15 protein-coding genes are annotated in these 16,998 nt (G+C 52.9%); 12 read left to right on the top strand and 3 right to left on the bottom strand.

Going from position 1 to position 16,998, the window contains the following annotated elements; all coding sequences use genetic code 11:
- Nucleotides 1–71 precede the first annotated feature (71 nt).
- The 3 genes from ACR9FF_RS25395 to ACR9FF_RS25385 all read left to right on the top strand — a co-directional run bounded on the left by ACR9FF_RS25395 (nt 72) and on the right by ACR9FF_RS25385 (nt 2,234).
- Nucleotides 72–731, top strand: coding sequence for an SGNH/GDSL hydrolase family protein (locus tag ACR9FF_RS25395; protein WP_435166112.1), 660 nt, complete (start codon nt 72–74; stop codon nt 729–731).
- Nucleotides 732–800: 69 nt separating this feature from the next.
- Nucleotides 801–1,352: a hypothetical protein gene (locus ACR9FF_RS25390; RefSeq protein ID WP_435166110.1), complete on the top strand. Its 552-nt coding sequence runs from the start codon at nt 801–803 to the stop codon at nt 1,350–1,352.
- A gap of 135 nt (nt 1,353–1,487) precedes the next feature.
- Nucleotides 1,488–2,234 carry a stalk domain-containing protein gene (locus tag ACR9FF_RS25385; RefSeq protein WP_435166107.1) on the top strand — a complete coding sequence of 249 codons (747 nt, stop codon included), beginning with the start codon at nt 1,488–1,490 and terminating at the stop codon, nt 2,232–2,234.
- 56 nt (nt 2,235–2,290) lie between these two features.
- On the opposite strand, the gene ACR9FF_RS25380 is transcribed toward ACR9FF_RS25385, so the two are convergent.
- From ACR9FF_RS25380 to ACR9FF_RS25370, 3 genes are all read right to left on the bottom strand, one after another.
- Complete coding sequence (locus ACR9FF_RS25380; protein WP_435166104.1) at nt 2,291–4,678, bottom strand: MMPL family transporter; 2,388 nt, start codon at nt 4,676–4,678, stop codon at nt 2,291–2,293.
- 36 nt (nt 4,679–4,714) lie between these two features.
- Entirely contained in the window at nt 4,715–5,329 is a 615-nt protein-coding gene (locus ACR9FF_RS25375; protein ID WP_435166101.1) for a TetR/AcrR family transcriptional regulator, read from the bottom strand.
- A 372-nt stretch (nt 5,330–5,701) separates the two neighbouring features.
- Nucleotides 5,702–6,508 carry an alpha/beta hydrolase gene (locus tag ACR9FF_RS25370; protein ID WP_435166098.1) on the bottom strand — a complete coding sequence of 269 codons (807 nt, stop codon included), beginning with the start codon at nt 6,506–6,508 and terminating at the stop codon, nt 5,702–5,704.
- Between the two features lie 246 nt (nt 6,509–6,754).
- Between ACR9FF_RS25370 and ACR9FF_RS25365 the strand changes: the two genes are divergently transcribed.
- The 9 genes from ACR9FF_RS25365 to ACR9FF_RS25325 all read left to right on the top strand — a co-directional run bounded on the left by ACR9FF_RS25365 (nt 6,755) and on the right by ACR9FF_RS25325 (nt 16,947).
- A complete protein-coding gene (locus ACR9FF_RS25365) occupies nt 6,755–7,306 on the top strand; it encodes a hemerythrin domain-containing protein (protein WP_435166095.1) in 552 nt (183 codons plus the stop codon).
- 103 nt (nt 7,307–7,409) lie between these two features.
- Nucleotides 7,410–10,016, top strand: a complete 2,607-nt coding sequence (adhE, locus tag ACR9FF_RS25360) for a bifunctional acetaldehyde-CoA/alcohol dehydrogenase (RefSeq protein WP_435166092.1) — start codon at nt 7,410–7,412, stop codon at nt 10,014–10,016.
- 89 nt (nt 10,017–10,105) lie between these two features.
- Nucleotides 10,106–10,675 carry a molybdenum cofactor guanylyltransferase gene (gene mobA / locus ACR9FF_RS25355; protein WP_435166089.1) on the top strand — a complete coding sequence of 190 codons (570 nt, stop codon included), beginning with the start codon at nt 10,106–10,108 and terminating at the stop codon, nt 10,673–10,675.
- An 85-nt stretch (nt 10,676–10,760) separates the two neighbouring features.
- Nucleotides 10,761–13,031 (top strand): formate C-acetyltransferase, encoded by a 2,271-nt coding sequence (pflB, locus tag ACR9FF_RS25350; RefSeq protein ID WP_435166086.1) that lies wholly within the window; start codon nt 10,761–10,763, stop codon nt 13,029–13,031.
- A gap of 21 nt (nt 13,032–13,052) precedes the next feature.
- A complete protein-coding gene (gene pflA / locus ACR9FF_RS25345; protein ID WP_435166083.1) occupies nt 13,053–13,793 on the top strand; it encodes a pyruvate formate-lyase-activating protein in 741 nt (246 codons plus the stop codon).
- 98 nt (nt 13,794–13,891) lie between these two features.
- On the top strand, nt 13,892–14,602 hold the full coding sequence (locus ACR9FF_RS25340) for a Crp/Fnr family transcriptional regulator (RefSeq protein ID WP_201008226.1): 711 nt from the start codon (nt 13,892–13,894) through the stop codon (nt 14,600–14,602).
- A 155-nt stretch (nt 14,603–14,757) separates the two neighbouring features.
- Complete coding sequence (locus ACR9FF_RS25335) at nt 14,758–15,198, top strand: hypothetical protein (RefSeq protein ID WP_435166080.1); 441 nt, start codon at nt 14,758–14,760, stop codon at nt 15,196–15,198.
- Nucleotides 15,198–15,851: a response regulator transcription factor gene (locus tag ACR9FF_RS25330; RefSeq protein WP_435166077.1), complete on the top strand. Its 654-nt coding sequence runs from the start codon at nt 15,198–15,200 to the stop codon at nt 15,849–15,851. The genes ACR9FF_RS25335 and ACR9FF_RS25330 overlap by 1 nt, the downstream gene beginning before the upstream one ends.
- The gene (locus tag ACR9FF_RS25325; RefSeq protein WP_435166074.1) at nt 15,844–16,947 is read left to right on the top strand and encodes a sensor histidine kinase; all 1,104 of its coding nucleotides are present in this window, start codon (nt 15,844–15,846) and stop codon (nt 16,945–16,947) included. Before ACR9FF_RS25330 ends, ACR9FF_RS25325 begins: the two co-directional genes overlap by 8 nt.
- Nucleotides 16,948–16,998: the final 51 nt, after the last annotated feature.

The raw sequence follows: 16,998 nt of genomic DNA, 5'->3' as shown, positions 1-16,998 counted from the left end.
TTCGGTTTTTTGGTATGATGAATGTGGTAGATTCTTCAATATCTTAAAGTTCGGCAGAGGGGGCCATATGAATGTTGTTAGGGCAAAATTCGAAGCTGGTCATGATCGGAGACTCGATTACGGATTGCGAACGGGCTAGACCTAGGGGAGAAGGACTGTTTGGCGCCATCGGGAAAGGGTATGTGTCGTTGGTGGATGCGCTGTTGACCGCAGCTTATCCGGAGCTGGGTATCCGCGTGGTGAACATGGGAACAAGCGGCAATAACGTTCGGGATTTAACGGACCGCTGGGAAACGGATGTGCTGGAACTGAAGCCGGACTGGCTGTCTATTATGATCGGCACAAACGATATTTGGAGGCAATATGATTTGCCCGCCCAGACCGAGCAGCATGTCTACATAGACGAATATGAAGAGAAGCTGGAGGCATTGGTGGAGCGTACGAGACCAACACTGCAAGGGCTTGTGTTAATGACTCCATTCTATCTTGAGCCGAACGAAGCGGATCCGATGCGCAGAACGATGGATCAATACGGTCGGGTTGTCCAAAAGCTGGCATCCAAGTTCGATGCCCGTTTCGTGGATACCCAGGCGGCGTTTAACAAGGTGCTTGGTCATATTTATCCGGCAACTCTCGCCTGGGACCGGGTTCATCCCAATATGTCGGGCCATGCGGTGCTTGCCCGGGCTTTTCTGCAAGCGATTGAATACGATTACAACCGCGGGTTGTAAGGCGGCATGATGTAACCTTTTGCTTACGCTCCCCGTCTGTTTTGGAAAGGGTGAATGGGGGAGAACGTTATGAGAGCGGGTATTGTACTTCTGTTCATCCTTCTGCTTACCGCATGCGGGGGCAAGGCGCAGGAGAAGGAAATCGACGCTGACATAGAAGAGAGGATGAATCATCCAAAGCTTGTGCACAAGGACGACATGTTCGAGTTTAAGCTGAATATCGAGAAAACGTCCTTTGCTGCTAATGAACCCATTCCGTATTCCGCTAGTCTGACGTACGTTGGAGAAGACGATTCATTTACCGTCTGGGGCGGGCACACAATTGTAGGGTTCATTATTACGGATGGTTTGGATTTTGAGATGCAGGGAGTCAATACGACGGAAATGACGACAACGAAGTTATTAAAGGGCAAGACGGTTGACTATCCTTTCTTCAAGAGTGGCGGCTATGACAGCGATGATCCTAAGGCGGATTTCTGGCGGGAGTTTTACTCCGAGAAAGAACTTATTTTACCTCCGGGGAACTATTTAATCGAGGCCATTTGTTTGTTTTCGCTGGACGAAGCGGTCGTTAACAGTCATTACAACACAAGCGTATATACCATGATTACGGTGAAGTAAACTGTGTTTCATAAAATATGCTGGCTTCGGTTTTGAACCGGGGCCGGCTCTTTTTGTTTTTTTCGTCAGGTTATTAATAAATTGAACTCAGGAAGACGAAAAGTAATAGAGACAATAGAAATAGGAGAGATGTTTGTGTTGAAAAAGAAAATCGCATTTTTGGCATTAGCCATTATGACTGTATCAGCAGGTGTTGTAAGTGCGGCGACAGCATGGGGGAAATATAAAGGATATGATGTTATCAGGCTCACCGTAAACGGCAACGTGATTAAAGCAACAGATACACCTGCAATCAGTATGTCTAATCGCACAATGGTTCCTATCTATATGCTTAAGGAAGCTGGAGTTAATTACTCCTGGGATGCCGCAAATAATACGGTCGCAATCCAAAAAAATATGCAAAATGACGAGAATGGAGATACTCAACTAAAAGCTTATTTTCTGGCGGCCGACTTTTATAAGCAATTATCCGATTTGGGTAAAAGCTTGAATGATATGGACGATCGTGTACGTTCCGTATATCTCCGTACGCAGGTAATAGGTATCAGTAATACGGATGGGATTTCAGAATTAACCTCTAAATATACGGATGAATATAAAGAACAATCCGACTATATAAATACGATCGGTCCTAAATTAATCAGCTACGGAATTTCAATTGAAAAGGTTCAAGAAATACTGGATTATTATGGTGAGGCCATTCAATATTATAAAGAATCTATAGCTAACTTAGAGAAGGATTTAAAGAGCTTTGCTACCGGCTCAAAACCAACAAGCTCATATACCAGTCCTTTGTTTTTTGGAGTAAATCGGTCGCAAAGCGGCCAGCAACTTGCCCTGAATGAATACGCAAAATATAAAGAGCTAATTTTAGCCGAATAACTTATAAGTATAAAAGAAAGGACCGCTGCTGGCAGCGGTCCTTTCTTGATTTTCTTCTAATGCGCCCGGCTTGGTTTAGCCTTCTTTAATTCTTTATGGCCATTCGGATTCGACGATTTGTTAAGCTCCGCAATCAGCTTGTCGCCTTCAACGTCCAGGTTTGGAAGAATGCGGTCCAGCCATTTCGGCATACCCCATGCTTTGTCGCCAAACACCGCCATAATGGCCGGAACAAGCGCCATGCGGACGAAGAATGCGTCAATAAGAATACCGATGGTGAGAGCAAAGCCGATTTGCTTCAACATAATATCTTCGGTCAGAATGAACCCGGCGAAGACGGATACCATGATAACGGCTGCCGCCACAACGACGCGGCTTGCTTGCTTATAGCCATCAACCACGCTAGTTGTTCCTTTATGTCCGTGGACATAAGCTTCCCGCATGGAGCTGACAAGGAAGACTTGATAGTCCATCGCAAGGCCGTACAGGATGCCGGATACCATAATCGGCATAAAGCTGAGAAGCGGGCCGCCGGTATCAAAGCCGAACAGATCATGCAGCCAGCCCCATTGGAACACTGCAGTTGTAATCCCGAAGGTAGCGAGGATACTAAGCAGGAAGCCGATAGTTGCTTTCACCGGAACGATAATGGACCGGAATACGAGCAGCAGAATGATCAGCGACAAGATCAGAATGATGCCGATATAGAGCGGGAATACCTCAGCCAGCTTTGCCGACATATCGATGTTAATCGCGGTGAAGCCGGTAACGCCAAGCGTCACTTTGTTAGATTGCGAGATGCTGGAGTCTTGATCGCGTAGCTCTTTTACGAGCTTTTTGGTCTCGTCGTCCGTAGGACCCGATTTCGGAATTACGCTGATAATCCCGATATCGCCGGTCTTGTTAATGCCCATTGGCGTAACAACCGCAACATCGTCATGCTGTTGGATATCCTGCACAAGCTTGCCGAGAAGTTCAGGCGTAACCTTGTCGGAGGAGCTTGCAGGCTCGGCAACGAGCAGAAGCGGCGAGTTAAAGCCTTTGCCAAAACCAGCCGAGATCGCGTCAAAGCTTTGTCTAGCCGGCGTATCCAGATTTGCGGTATCTCCGGAAGGCATACCTAATTTCATGTTGGCTGCCGGAATGGATGCGGCTCCAAGAATAACAATCACGCCTACAATCACAAGCCAGCGGCGTCGTACAACTCCGCTTGCCCAGCGATGAGCCGTACCTTGACGGGCAACACCCGCTTGTTCGTTGTTTTTCTTCCGCGCTTTCTCGGAGACGATCCGTTCGCCAACCAGACCAAGCAATGCCGGAAGCAAGGTCAAGGCTACAAGGACGTTAATGAAGACACTTGCCGCAGCAACAAGCGCCATAGCGGTCAGGAAGTCGATATTCATAACAACCATGCCGCATAACGCGATAATAACGGTTAACCCCGCGAAAAATACCGCGCTGCCCGCCGTACCAACCGCACGGCTTGCCGCTTCGCGGGCGCTAAGACCCTGATCCAGGATCATGCGGCGCTGGCGGTTTACGATAAACAGGGAATAGTCGATACCGACGGCCAGACCAACCATCATGGCAAGCGCAGGCGTGATATCGGTCATCGGAATAAATTTGGAGAGAGAATAAGCTCCGCCTACGCTGATGCCTACGCCAAGAAGTGCGGTAATAAGCGGAAGACCGGCTGCAACAACAGAACCAAGCGTTATAAACAGAACAACCGCGGCAACAACGATACCAATTCCTTCGGTAGCTCCGATTGCCGGTTTGCCTACAAGCGTATCGCTTGGCAGGGCTTTGATGCCCAGGTTTGCTTGCTCAACAGCCGTAACATCATCCACGACAGTGTCGATTACCTCTTGCGGAAGGGACATTTGCTGAACGGTGAATTGGAATTGGAACAAAGCGACGTTGCCGTCAGCTGAAATCATAACGCCGGGTACCGGATTGCCTTCAACAATCAACGGACCGTATGGAGCAGCCGCAGCCGCTTGAGATGGATCGGTCTGCGTGGCGCTTTGCTGAGCGTTTTGCTGCTCGCTGCCGGCAGCTGCATTGCCGGATTGAGCCGCATCCGTTGCCGTTGCGCCTGCCGCGGCAGCTGCTTCAGCCGGATTAATGACATATTCAATGCCGTACACATCGTTAATAGCTTTCGTAATCGCTGCAATACGATCGGGCGTATCCAGCCGTTCGCCTTTCGGCGCGGTAAATACAACGCTTGCTTGCCCGCCGGAAGCTTCCGGCAGTTCTTTTGCGAGCTGATCCAATACCTTTTGCGCTTCCGTGCCCTTGATCTTCATTTCGGAGCTGGTGTGAATGCCGTTAATGCCGATCAAGGCACCAACAACGCCAAGAATGGCGATCCACGCAATGATAAAATGCCAAGGCTTGTTATAAGCGGTTTTGCCTATTTTGTACAGGAAAGTCGACATAACAGTGTGGTTCTCCTTTTATATAGGGAATAAAATCTAAAAACCGTTTTTCAAGTAGTTAAACATGTCGTCTAAATATTGATCGAGCGGGATAGAGTCCGGCGACTCTTCGCTTGATTGACCCGGAAACAGGATGTTGCCGCTGCCATACAGCATCGGAAGCGCGGCGCCGTAAGAAGCGCCAACGAGCAGCTGAATGTAGCCCTTAGCATAGTTGTCTTCGAACAAATCGAGCAGCAATTGCTCGGCAAGGCCTTGATGGCTATGAAGAGCGCTGAGAATGTAAGGCTCCAGGGTAGGGTGCTGTTTGGATAGCTTTACGAGCTCGCGCGTTTTTTTAAACAGGCCAGCGGTAAGCTCCATCCGGACCAGATGCTCCATAACTTCAAGCGGAGTGGAGTTCTCCGTCAAGCTCTCGATGAGCTGCTGCACCTCATCCACGTTATTGAAGGCGGAAGCCCCCATAACAACAGCTTCTTCCTTGCAGGAAAAATGATTCGCAAACGTTCTTCTCGAATATCCTGCGCGCTGCACAACATCCTCCACTACAAAACTGTCCATCCCGCGTTCCATCGCGAGATCAAATGCCGCCTCCGCAAGCGCATTAGCCGTTGCTTCTCTTTTGACATCACGCAAGCTTTGCTTGTTCATCGTAGACCGGCCGCGTGCCTTCACCTCTCTTCGGTCGTTGCCCAATGGGCAACAATTGTATAAGTATATTATTGCCCAATGGGCAATGATGCACAACGGGCAGAGTTTGACGTTTTTGTGGCGGAAGCTGCTGCAGCAGGCAAAAAGCCTGCTACTGAGCAGCCCGGTGCTCGGCGCGCTCGCGGACATGAGCAGTAGCAGGCAAAAAGCCTGCTACTGCGCAGCCCGGTGCTCGGCGTCCTCGCGGACATGAGCTGTAACACGAAAACTTCCTTATCAGCCATCCACCTTAGAGCGTCGCGAACATGTCCAGATTTGTTCGTTCTCTAATAGAAAAAAACGGCCAGGGATCGAAATCCCTGGCCGTTCTTATTAAATTTCCAAACCCAGCCCAATCGAGTCCAGCCATTCGATACATAAGCCGAACCAGTGGGCGCAATGCGGATTCGGCGTATTTACTTCTTCATTGCACAGGGACAGGCCATGCTCACCTTTATTGAAGATATGGCACTCGAACGGTACCTGGTGCTTACGCAAAGCGCTTACAAAGAGCAGTGCATTCTCCACCGTAACCGCCGGATCGTCCTCCGTATGCCAGATGAAGGTTGGGGGAGTTTCGCCGGTTACGCGTTTCTCCAGCGAATAAAAGCCCGATGTCTCATCGTCTTCAGGCGAGCCGCTGATGTGGTAGAACGATTCGCGGTGCGCGAATTCACCGGAAGTAATAACCGGGTAGCCAAGAATGAGCGCATTAGGCTTCAGAATATCTCCCTCATAGTTCAAGCGCTTCATAAGCGCGGGCTCATTCCACATCGTACCGGTGGAAGCAGCCAAATGTCCGCCTGCCGAAAAACCGCAAACCGCGATTTTATCCGCAAGAATATGCCATTTCTCAGCATGCTCTCTTAGTATCCGGATTGACTCCAAAGCTTCCGCCATCGGCTGCATATTACGTGCATCCTCCATGCAGGAGTAGCGCAATACCGCCGCATGGTAGCCAGCGTTGTAGAAGGCAATCGCTACGGGCTCGGCTTCCCGCTCTGAGCAGAAACGGTATGCTCCTCCGGGCGTGACCAGAACAATAGGGCGCGCTTTTTCCCTTAATTCCATAATGTCGTGCAGATAAAGCGTTAGCGTAGCCCCGCTGCTAATCTCAAGTTTAATGTTTTCCAGTTTCATAGATTATCCTGTCCCCCTCAACCGAGTCATGAATCGATAACAACTCTCCCAAGTTTAGCGTAAAACCAGCCGGGCTTCTCGCTCGATTTTGTGGTGTTTCGGTTGGATTTGCGCAGGGCAGGCCTTTTTATTTGAACGTTCTATGTCCGTCCGGCCAACTGTGATATGCGTCACAGCCGGCTATGACCGGCAGATGGTAGGCTGAGGCATGAACATTTTTAAGGAAGCGGTACGGGAGGGATTGGAATGAGACTGGATCCGTTTAATACGGCAAGGCCAAGCTCCTTTGCAAGGCTGGCGATGAGATTGGAATCGGACCATGAACAAATAAAAGCGATGTGCAGCGCTATATGCCAGCAAAGCATTCATCATGCTACGGGGATGAGCAATTACGTTACGATAGAGGGCTTAATCGGACTTCGGGAAGAAGCCGAGATTCTCCTGCGCGAGCTGAAGCGGCATTCCGTTTGGGAAGAGGAGGAGCTGTTCCCTATTCTGATGCATTATTCGCACAAGAAGATCGAGCCAACCATTATGCCTTCGTTATGGGTGCTGGAAAAAGACCATGAGCTTGCTGTCCAGTATATCGAATCGTTTGTCCAGGCAAGCAGCGCCTTGCTCCATGCTTTACGGCTGGAGCCGTTAAGCGGCGCGGATCTGCAGCATGAACTGAAGGAAGGCTGCGATTGCTTGACCCAGGGCTGCTTTATTCTGACCGCCCACTTCCAGATGGAAGAAGAGCTGCTGTTTCCGCTGGCCGAGACGATTTTGACCGACATGGACTATTTATTCTCCTGAAGTCTTTTTTCAAAGTGTGAGAAATGTCATAGTGAGCCGGTTTGAATTTCTTTACGATGAAGGCATGAGGAGACGAGATCTCCGGTATGAGGAGGAGAAGAAGATGGCTGTAAAAGAAAGCAAGCTTGAAGCCCAACACTCCGCACAAGACGAAATCAACAAATTGGTGGCGCGCGCCAAGGCGGCGCAGGAAGCTTACATGCGCATGAACCAGGAACAGGTGGACCGCGTCGTGCAGGCCATGGCGCTTGCGGGCCTCGACCGGCATATGCAGCTGGCGAAGATGGCGGTGGAAGAGACCGGCAGAGGCGTGTACGAGGATAAAATCACGAAAAATATATTTGCGACGGAATATATCTACCACAGCATCAAGCATGACCGCACGGTTGGCGTCATCGAAGAGAATGTCTATGAGAACTACAAAAAAGTAGCGGAGCCCGTTGGCATTATTGCCGGTGTAACGCCGGTAACCAACCCGACCTCCACTACGATGTTCAAGGCATTGATAGCGGCGAAGACGCGCAATCCGATTATATTCGCCTTCCACCCTTCCGCCCAGAAGAGCAGCGCGGCTGCGGCGCAGACGCTTCTTGAAGCGGCGGTTGCCGCCGGGGCGCCCGAGTTTTGCGTGCAGTGGGTCGAGACGCCTTCGCTGGAAGCGACGCAGCTCTTGATGAATCATCCCGATGTTGCTCTTGTGCTTGCAACCGGCGGATCGGCGATGGTCAAAGCCGCGTACAGCACCGGCAAGCCGGCGTTAGGCGTAGGGCCGGGCAACGTTCCTTGCTTTATCGAGCAGTCGGCTGACCTGAAGCAGGCGGTGACGGACCTGATTCTCTCCAAGACGTTTGATAACGGCATGATCTGCGCTTCCGAGCAGGCCGTTATTATCGAAGCTCCCGTCTACGATGAGGCATGCAGGCTGATGAAGGACAACGACTGCTACTTCCTGAATGAAGAGGAAACGGAAGCGGTATCGAAGCTCGTCATTCAGGGCGACCGCTGTGCGGTAAACGGAAAGATCGTGGGCCAGCCAGCCGTCCGGATTGCGGAGATGGCGGGGATCGAGGTGCCCGCGGATACGAAAATTCTCATTGCCCCGTTGTCCGGCGTCGGAACGGATTTCCCTCTGTCGGCCGAGAAGCTGAGCCCCGTGCTGGCCTGCTATAAAGCGGACTCGGCAGAGCAGGGCATAACGCTGGCGGCAGAGGTGGTCGCGTTTGGAGGCCTCGGCCACTCGTCCGTTATCCATTCGGGTAATGAAGAAGTGATCCGGGCGTTTGCGGATCGGCTCAAGACCGGCCGGGTTATTGTCAACTCGCCGTCGACCCACGGCGCAATCGGCGACCTTTACAATACGAACCTGCCTTCGCTGACGCTTGGCTGCGGCTCGTACGGCCATAACTCGACGACCTCGAACGTAACGGCCGTCAACTTGATTAATATCAAACGAGTGGCTTACCGGACGGTAAATATGCAGTGGTTCAAAATTCCGCCGAAAATTTACTTCGAGAAAGGCGCAACGCAGTATCTGGAGAAAATGCCGGATATTTCACGGGTTCTTATCGTCACCGATGCGATGATGGTGAAGCTGGGCTATGTCGAGAAGCTGGAATACTACTTGCGCAAACGGACCGTCCCCGTCGCCATGGAGATATTCTCGGATGTTGAACCGGATCCGTCGGTTGAAACGGTTGAGCGCGGCACCCGGCTGATGGAAAGCTTCAAGCCGGACTGCATTATCGCTCTTGGCGGCGGATCTCCTATGGACGCGGCCAAAGCGATGTGGCTCTTTTACGAGTACCCGGACACCAGCTTCCATTCGCTGAAGCAGAAGTTTCTCGATATCCGCAAGCGGGTGTACAAATATCCGCGCCTTGGCAATAAGGCCCAATTCGTAGCGATTCCCACAACCTCGGGAACGGGCTCGGAAGTGACTTCTTTTGCGGTCATTACGGACAAAAAAGAAGGGCAGACCAAATATCCGCTGGCCGACTACGAGCTGACGCCGGATGTCGCGATTATCGATCCGGAATTTGTATATAGCCTGCCGAAGACGGCGGTTGCCGATACGGGAATGGATGTGCTTACTCATGCGATCGAGGCTTATGTATCGGTCATGGCGAGCGACTATACGGACGGCCTTGCGCTGCATGCAATCCGCCTCGTATTCGAGAATTTGGAGAAGTCGTATCATACGGCAGACCCGCTCGCCCGCGAGAAAATGCACAATGCCTCGACCATTGCAGGCATGGCCTTCGCGAATGCGTTCCTCGGCATCAACCACAGCCTGGCGCATAAATGGGGAGGCCAATACCATACGGCGCATGGCCGCACCAATGCGATCCTGATGCCTCATGTCATTCGTTATAATGCTCAGAAGCCTACGAAGTTCACGTCGTTCCCGAAATATAGCCATTTCGTTGCCGATCAGCGCTATGCGGAAATCGCCCGCATGCTTGGACTTCCTGCCCGGACGACGGAGGAGGGGGTAAGCAGCCTGATTGAAGCGGTGCGGAAGCTGAACCGTTCGCTTGGCATCCCGGAAACCTTCCAGGAGCTCGGCTTTGATCAAGCGGACTTCGAAGAAAAAGTTGACTATCTGGCTGACCGCGCATTCGAGGACCAGTGCACCACCGCGAATCCCCGCATGCCGCTTGTCGCCGAGCTGGCGGACATTTACCGTAACGCTTTTTACGGCAGATTCTAAGATTCATACCTGCAATTGGGGCTGCCGATCTCCGGATCGGCAGCTCTTTCTTACTTCTTAATGTCAGTCGAACGAAAGGTGTGATTAAGGTGGTATCGGGCGTCATTTTAGCAGGGGACGTTTGCGGAACGGAGAGGGCTGATGAGCGTGCTTTTCTTGTCGTTGAGGGTCAGTCCTTGCTGCATCGCCAAATCAAGGAAATGAAAAGTCTATGCGCGGAGGTCACGATTGTTACGAATCATCCTCAGCTGTTTCTTCGCCATGTCGACCGGGATATTCGAATCATTAGCGATTATTATGCGGGTCAAGGCATACTGAGCGGCATGCATGCGGGGCTAGCGTTGGCGAGATACCCGGACGTATGGATGCTAGGATGCCACATGCCTCACCCGTCGGCGGCGGCGGCCAGCCTCTTATTGCTTTGGAGGCGGGAAGGGTATGATGCGGTTATTCCTTTGATCGGCGGCCGTATCTATCCTTTGCACGGGATCTATGACCGCGCCTTATCCGAGCCGATTGGCGCTATGCTGGAGGAGGGTCATACGGACGTCGAGTATCTGCTGCAGCAAATCCATTGGCTGAAGCTGAAGGAACCGACGTTTCGAAGCAACCGGATTGACAGCAGGTTCGTCCGTACGGTTCCCGTTCGGGAGCTGTAAATATCTCTTTCTTTGTGAGGAAGATCACAGCCGCGCACCAAGCAAAGAAGTAACATGGAGACATAGAAAACGGAGGTGCTTGAAGATGGCGATGAAGGAAAACGAAGTCAGAAGAGGGACGGCCGGCAAAGAAGCATGGCGGGGGTTCGCTGACGGTAAATGGCGGAAGCAGATTGATGTCAATTCGTTTATCGAGAAGAACCTTACGCCGTATGAAGGCGGCGAACAGTTCCTCGCATCCGCAACCGAAGACACGAATGCGCTTTGGCGGCAGGTCAGCACTCTGCTCAAGGAAGAGCGGGAGCGCGGCGGCGTCCATGATATCGATGTTCATACCGTATCCACAATCACTTCGCATGCGCCGGGTTATATCGACAAGGACAAGGAAAGAATCGTTGGCCTGCAGACCGACGCGCCGCTGAAGCGGTCCGTGCAGCCCTTTGGCGGTATTCGGATGGCTGCCGATGCTTGCGAGGCTTACGGCTACGAACTTGATCCCGAGATGCTCCGTCTATTTACGGATATCCGCAAGACGCATAATCAAGGCGTTTTTGATGCTTATACGACCGATATGCGGGCCGCGAGAAAAGCAGGGATCATCACGGGCTTGCCCGACGCTTACGGCCGCGGCCGCATTATCGGGGATTACCGGCGCGTTGCCCTATACGGCGTCGATCGGCTGATTCAAGGAAAAAAAGAGGAGCTGCTGCAGCTGGAAGTAGACGCGATGACGGAGGAGGTTATCCGGCTTCGCGAGGAATTATCCGAGCAGCTTCGGAGTCTTGGCGAGCTGAAGGCCATGGCTGCCGCGTACGGCTTTGACCTCTCCGCTCCTGCGGCAAATGCGCAGGAAGCGGTGCAATGGCTCTATTTTGCCTATCTGGCCGCTATCAAAGAGCAGAACGGAGCGGCGATGAGCCTTGGACGCGTATCCAGCTTCCTCGATATTTATATCGAGCGGGATTTGAGGGAAGGTACCTTAACGGAGCGGGAAGCGCAGGAGCTGGTTGACCATTTTGTCATGAAGCTCAGAATCGTGAAGTTTCTCCGGACCCCCGACTACAATGAGCTGTTCAGCGGCGACCCGACCTGGGTGACGGAATCGGTTGGCGGCATGGGCTTAAACGGAGCGACGCGGGTTACGCGCAATTCCTTCCGTTTCCTGCATACTCTCTATACGCTTGGACCCGCTCCTGAGCCCAACCTAACCGTTCTATGGTCGGCTAAGCTGCCCGAGCCTTTCAAGAAATATTGCGCCAAGGTCTCGGCCGAGACCAGCTCGATTCAGTACGAGAATGATGACCTGATGCGTCCCTATTTCGGAGACGACTATGGCATTGCCTGCTGCGTATCCGCCATGCGGATCGGCAAGCAAATGCAGTTTTTCGGGGCAAGGGCGAATCTGGCGAAGGCGCTGCTGTACGCGATTAACGGCGGCGTAGACGAGAAGCTTGGCGTGCAGGTTGGTCCGGCTATCGCGCCTATTACCTCCGAAGTGCTGGATTATGAGGAGGTTAAGCAAAAATTCGCCGTCGTCCAGGATTGGCTTGCCAAGCTGTATATGAATACTCTGAACGTCATCCATTACATGCATGACAAATACTGCTATGAACGGCTTGAGATGGCGCTGCATGACCGGGATATTATCCGGACGATGGCCTGCGGAATTGCCGGTCTATCCGTAGTGGCCGACAGCTTAAGCGCGATCCGTTACGCGAAGGTCAGTCCGGTCAGGAACGAGAAAGGAATTGCGGTCGACTTCGAAATCGAAGGCGAATATCCGCAATACGGCAATAACGACGACCGTGCCGACCAGCTTGCCGTTGAGCTAGCCGAAGGCTTTATGAACCGGCTGCGCCAACATAAGGCCTACCGAGGCGCGATTCCTACCATGTCCGTCCTGACCATCACCTCCAACGTCGTGTACGGCAAAAAAACCGGCAGCACGCCGGACGGCCGCAAAGCCGGCCAGCCATTCGCGCCGGGCGCGAATCCGATGCACGGCCGGGACCGCAAGGGCGCGCTTGCTTCGCTCGCTTCGGTAGCGAAGATTCCTTACGAGCATAGCCTCGACGGCGTGTCGAACACCTTCTCGATTATTCCGAAGGCGCTTGGCAAGGAAGAGGAGGCCCGCTTCGGCAACCTGGCCGCTCTGCTTGACGGCTATACGGCAAGCGGCGGGCATCATCTGAACGTCAACGTCTTTAACCGCGAGCAGCTGCTTGACGCAATGGAGCATCCGGAGAATTATCCGCAGCTGACGATCCGGGTATCCGGTTATGCGGTCAACTTCATCAAGCTGACGAGAGAGCAGCAGCTCGATGTGATCAACCGGACCTTCCACGGCGAAATCTAAGGTACGAAAGGAGCATGGGGCATGAAAGGACGCATTCATTCGATCGATACCTTTGGCACCGTTGACGGCCCCGGCATCCGGTTTGTCCTGTTCATGCAGGGCTGCGCGCTGCAGTGCCAGTTCTGCCATAATCCCGATACCTGGGATACGGCCGCAGTCCGGCAGGTGACAGTGGAGGAGGTTTTGCAGGAGATTGAGCCATATTTGCCTTACTACCGCGGCTCGGGCGGCGGGATTACGGTGACGGGAGGAGAGCCTACGCTGCAGGCTCCCTTCGTCTCGGCTTTGTTCAAGGCCTGCAAAGAGAGGTTTGGCCTGCATACGGCGCTGGACAGCTCGGGCTTCTGCGACCCTTCCCATGCGGCCGAGCTGATGAGCTATACCGATCTTGTCCTGCTGGATTTGAAGCAGATCGACCGCGGCAAGCATGAACGGCTGACTTCGCAGCCCAATGACCGGATCCTGCATTTTGCCAAATGGCTGTCCTTCTTATCCAAGCCGGTATGGATCCGCCATGTGCTTATTCCCGGCATAACTGATCATGCGGAGGATCTGCGTCGCTTGGGCAGGTTTGTCGGTCGATTGGGCAACGTGGAGAAGCTTGAGCTGCTTCCGTATCACCGGATGGGAGTTTACAAATGGCAGACGCTGGGGCGCCCGTACCCTCTGGAGGGTGTTCCCGTTCCAACAGAGCAGGAGGTTGCCCGCGCTGCCGCCATCCTTCAGGCGGAATGCCCTCAGGGGCTTCTTCGCCATAAATAAGGAAATATTCCCCTGAAGATCAGGAGATTCCCCGATGTTGCCGCATCACGAATGACGTTATGATGAGGATAACGATCACTCGGAAGGGGATATCCGCAATGGGAACCAACAACGCTTCGATGGAAGGGCAGCAGCCCGTTTTATCGCAGGACAGCTTCGAGAAGCTGGACAGCATAATGTACAAACGCAGCTATGACAAGGGAAGCTGCTTGTTCTGGGAAGGGGATGCGGCGGATAAGCTTTATTTTATTATAAAAGGCCGCGTTCGGGCCGCGAAGTCGACGGACGGCGGACGCGCGTTAACGTTGTATTTATATCAGAAGGGTGACCTAATCGGTCAGATGGATCCGTTCCCGGACTCCGTACACGGCTTCCGGGCCGAAGTGACGGAGGATGCGAGGATTGGCGTTATTCAGCGGAAGGACCTCGAGGTGCTGCTGTGGCAGCATGGCGACCTGGCCGTCGAGTTTATGAGATGGATGGGGCTCATGCACCGCCTGACGCAGACCAAATTCCGGGATCTCATGATGTTCGGCAAGACGGGGGCGCTCTGCTCGCTGCTCATCCGACTTAGCAACTCTTACGGCAGGCCGAAGGCGGAGCACATTTACATCACCCTCAAAATGAGCAATACCGAAATGGCCGATATGATCGGGGCGACGCGCGAAAGCGTCAACCGGATGCTAAGCGATCTCAAGAAGGAAGACGTTATCGCTTATGAGGACGGCCATTTTATCATCAAAAATTTGCGGTACCTGCGGGATACATGCTGCTGCGAGAATTGCCCGAAGGAGATTTGCCGTATGTAACCCCGGCTGCGGTCAGCCGGGTTTTTTTCTGCCTTCTAGGGGAATTCCCTGACTCTTGAATAAGGGAACCCCCTTACATACAAGAAATTTCTCATCCTTTACAATAGGACAATGGGTAGGCCGTATCGAATACGAAAAACGAAGGGGATAGCACCTTGAGAGAGTTATCGCAGTCTGCCGGCGAAGAGTATCTGTCGCCGGGCCTTCAGGAAATCCTTCACGGAAGCGGAAGCGACTTTATTGCGTTTGCCGGTTCTGCCGAGCATCACCGGAGCATGAAATGGAATGCGGCGATCGGCAGCCTGAACGGCAAAGTTGAACATATGAGAATTCAGCCGGGAATAGGAATAGGCGGAATGGTGCTGCGTCACGGAACGGCTTGGAGGGTGGATGAAAGGACCAATGCCGCCCTGCTCCGTGAATGTCCCGTCATGCTTGCGGAAAAGCTGCGGGCGGCCCTAGGGCTGCCGGTTCCGGCGAGCCATCCCAATCACGCCAGCGGCATTATACTGCTGGGCAGAAGGAAGGATCGGCCGTTTACCGAAGAAGAAGCGCAAAGAATAACTTCATTGCTGCTTAAGAGAGGAGACCGCTAATGATAAAAATGATAATCGTCGATGATCATGCGATGGTCCGCTCCGGACTGAGGATGCTCTTGAACGGCACGGAGGATATGGAAGTTGTCGCGGAAGCCTCCGATGGAGATGAGGGGATCCGGACGGCGCTTCAGCTGAAGCCCGATGTTGTCCTCATGGATTTAAGCATGCCGCAGGGAAAGGATGGCCTCGCGGCATCCGCCGAGCTGAAGGAGCTGCTGCCGGATACCGCGATACTGATATTGACGATGCACGACGACGATGAATATTTGTTCCGTGCCATTCATGCCGGAGCGGCCGGATACGTTCTGAAGAATGCCCCGCATGAGGAACTTCTGACGGCGATTCGCTCCATCGCGAGAGGCGACGCCTACCTTTACCCTACGGCAACGAAACGTTTGATGAAGGAGTACGTCGACCGGATGCAGCGGGGAGAAAGCGGAGATTTGTTTCATGCCCTGTCGGAGCGCGAGAAGGAAGTTCTCTCGCTAACGGCCAAAGGCTATGCAAACAAGGAAATGGCCGAGATGCTGGTCATCAGTGTCAAAACCGTCGAGACGCATAAGAGCAACGTCATGGAGAAGCTGGGGCTGAAATCAAGGCCGGAGCTGATCAAATACGCCATGAAAAAGGGGCTGCTTAACTTTGATTAATCATCCACCCGGAAATAAGGTGCTCGCCGAGCATGTCGATTCTCTGCTGCTCCAGCTGGAGGGGCGGATCGAGGATTCGCAATTCCGAAGCGAGCTGCAGAGCTCGCTTAAGCAGCTCGCGGATGTGAAGCTGGCGCTTGATGCGTCTTCGATTGTGGCGATGACCGACCACACGGGCAAGATTCTTTATGTCAACGATAAGTTCTGCGAGATCTCCCAATATGACCGCTCCGAGCTGCTTGGGCAGGACCACCGGATTATCAACTCGGGCACTCATCCGAAAGCTTTTATGAAGGAGCTATGGACAACGATATCCTCCGGACAAGTCTGGCATGGGGATATCAAGAACAAGGCAAAGGACGGCACTTACTATTGGGTAAATACGACAATCGTTCCTTTTGTAGGCGAGGACGGCAAGCCGTATCAATACCTGGCGATCCGCAACGAGGTGACCCGGCTCAAGAAGGTCGAGGAGGAGCTTCAGGAGACCTTGTCCAAAGTGATGACGATTCAGGAGGAGGAACGGCGCAAGTTTTCCCGGGAGCTGCATGACGGCATCGGGCAAAGCTTGTTTTCCCTGCTTATTCAGCTGGACCGTGTCATTTCCTCTCCTGCTCATGGCGAGGAGCAGCTGCCTTTCATCCGCAGTCAGGTGGCCGGCATTATCGAGGAGGTACGGAGCGTGGCCTGGCAGCTGCGGCCATCGGTGCTGGACGATCTCGGCATTGTTCCGGCTCTGCGGACGCATCTCGAAAACTATACCTCCCATTACGGCATTAAGGTATCGTTCCGGAACAATCTGAGCAAGCGTCTGAACGTCCAGGTGGAGACCGTCCTCTACAGGATTATTCAGGAGGCGCTGACCAATATTGCGAAGTATGCGGACGTATCCGATGCCGAGGTGGAAATCCGGGAGGACGAGAAGCAAGTAGTGGCCCTAATCGTGGACCGGGGTATCGGCTTTGATACAGCTTCGCATACGCAAGGCGTCGGACGTTACAGCATGGCGGAGCGGGCAAAGCTGGCGGGGGGCAGCTTGTCCATTGAATCGTCTCCGGGCGAAGGGACAACCGTTACACTGATTATTCCAAAATAATTTCAAAGGTGTGATTTTTATCACTTCTTCGGCTTCCGTTAAGCGGTAAGA

Source organism: Paenibacillus glycanilyticus (assembly GCF_051200795.1).
In the GTDB taxonomy this organism is placed as follows: Bacteria; Bacillota; Bacilli; order Paenibacillales; family Paenibacillaceae; genus Pristimantibacillus; species Pristimantibacillus glycanilyticus.
Note: the sequence above shows the minus strand (reverse complement) of the source record. Positions and strands in the feature narration are given on the sequence as shown.

Excerpts from the sequence above, each read along its gene's own strand:
- ACR9FF_RS25395 (WP_435166112.1), top strand. The coding sequence starts at position 72 with ATGTTGTTAGGGCAAAATTCGAAGCTGGTCATGATCGGAGACTCGATT.
- ACR9FF_RS25390 (WP_435166110.1), top strand. The coding sequence starts at position 801 with ATGAGAGCGGGTATTGTACTTCTGTTCATCCTTCTGCTTACCGCATGC.
- ACR9FF_RS25380 (WP_435166104.1), bottom strand. The coding sequence starts at position 4,678 with ATGTCGACTTTCCTGTACAAAATAGGCAAAACCGCTTATAACAAGCCT.
- ACR9FF_RS25375 (WP_435166101.1), bottom strand. The coding sequence starts at position 5,329 with ATGAACAAGCAAAGCTTGCGTGATGTCAAAAGAGAAGCAACGGCTAAT.
- ACR9FF_RS25370 (WP_435166098.1), bottom strand. The coding sequence starts at position 6,508 with ATGAAACTGGAAAACATTAAACTTGAGATTAGCAGCGGGGCTACGCTA.
- ACR9FF_RS25365 (WP_435166095.1), top strand. The coding sequence starts at position 6,755 with ATGAGACTGGATCCGTTTAATACGGCAAGGCCAAGCTCCTTTGCAAGG.
- adhE (WP_435166092.1), top strand. The coding sequence starts at position 7,410 with ATGGCTGTAAAAGAAAGCAAGCTTGAAGCCCAACACTCCGCACAAGAC.
- pflB (WP_435166086.1), top strand. The coding sequence starts at position 10,761 with ATGGCGATGAAGGAAAACGAAGTCAGAAGAGGGACGGCCGGCAAAGAA.
- pflA (WP_435166083.1), top strand. The coding sequence starts at position 13,053 with ATGAAAGGACGCATTCATTCGATCGATACCTTTGGCACCGTTGACGGC.
- ACR9FF_RS25340 (WP_201008226.1), top strand. The coding sequence starts at position 13,892 with ATGGGAACCAACAACGCTTCGATGGAAGGGCAGCAGCCCGTTTTATCG.
- ACR9FF_RS25330 (WP_435166077.1), top strand. The coding sequence starts at position 15,198 with ATGATAAAAATGATAATCGTCGATGATCATGCGATGGTCCGCTCCGGA.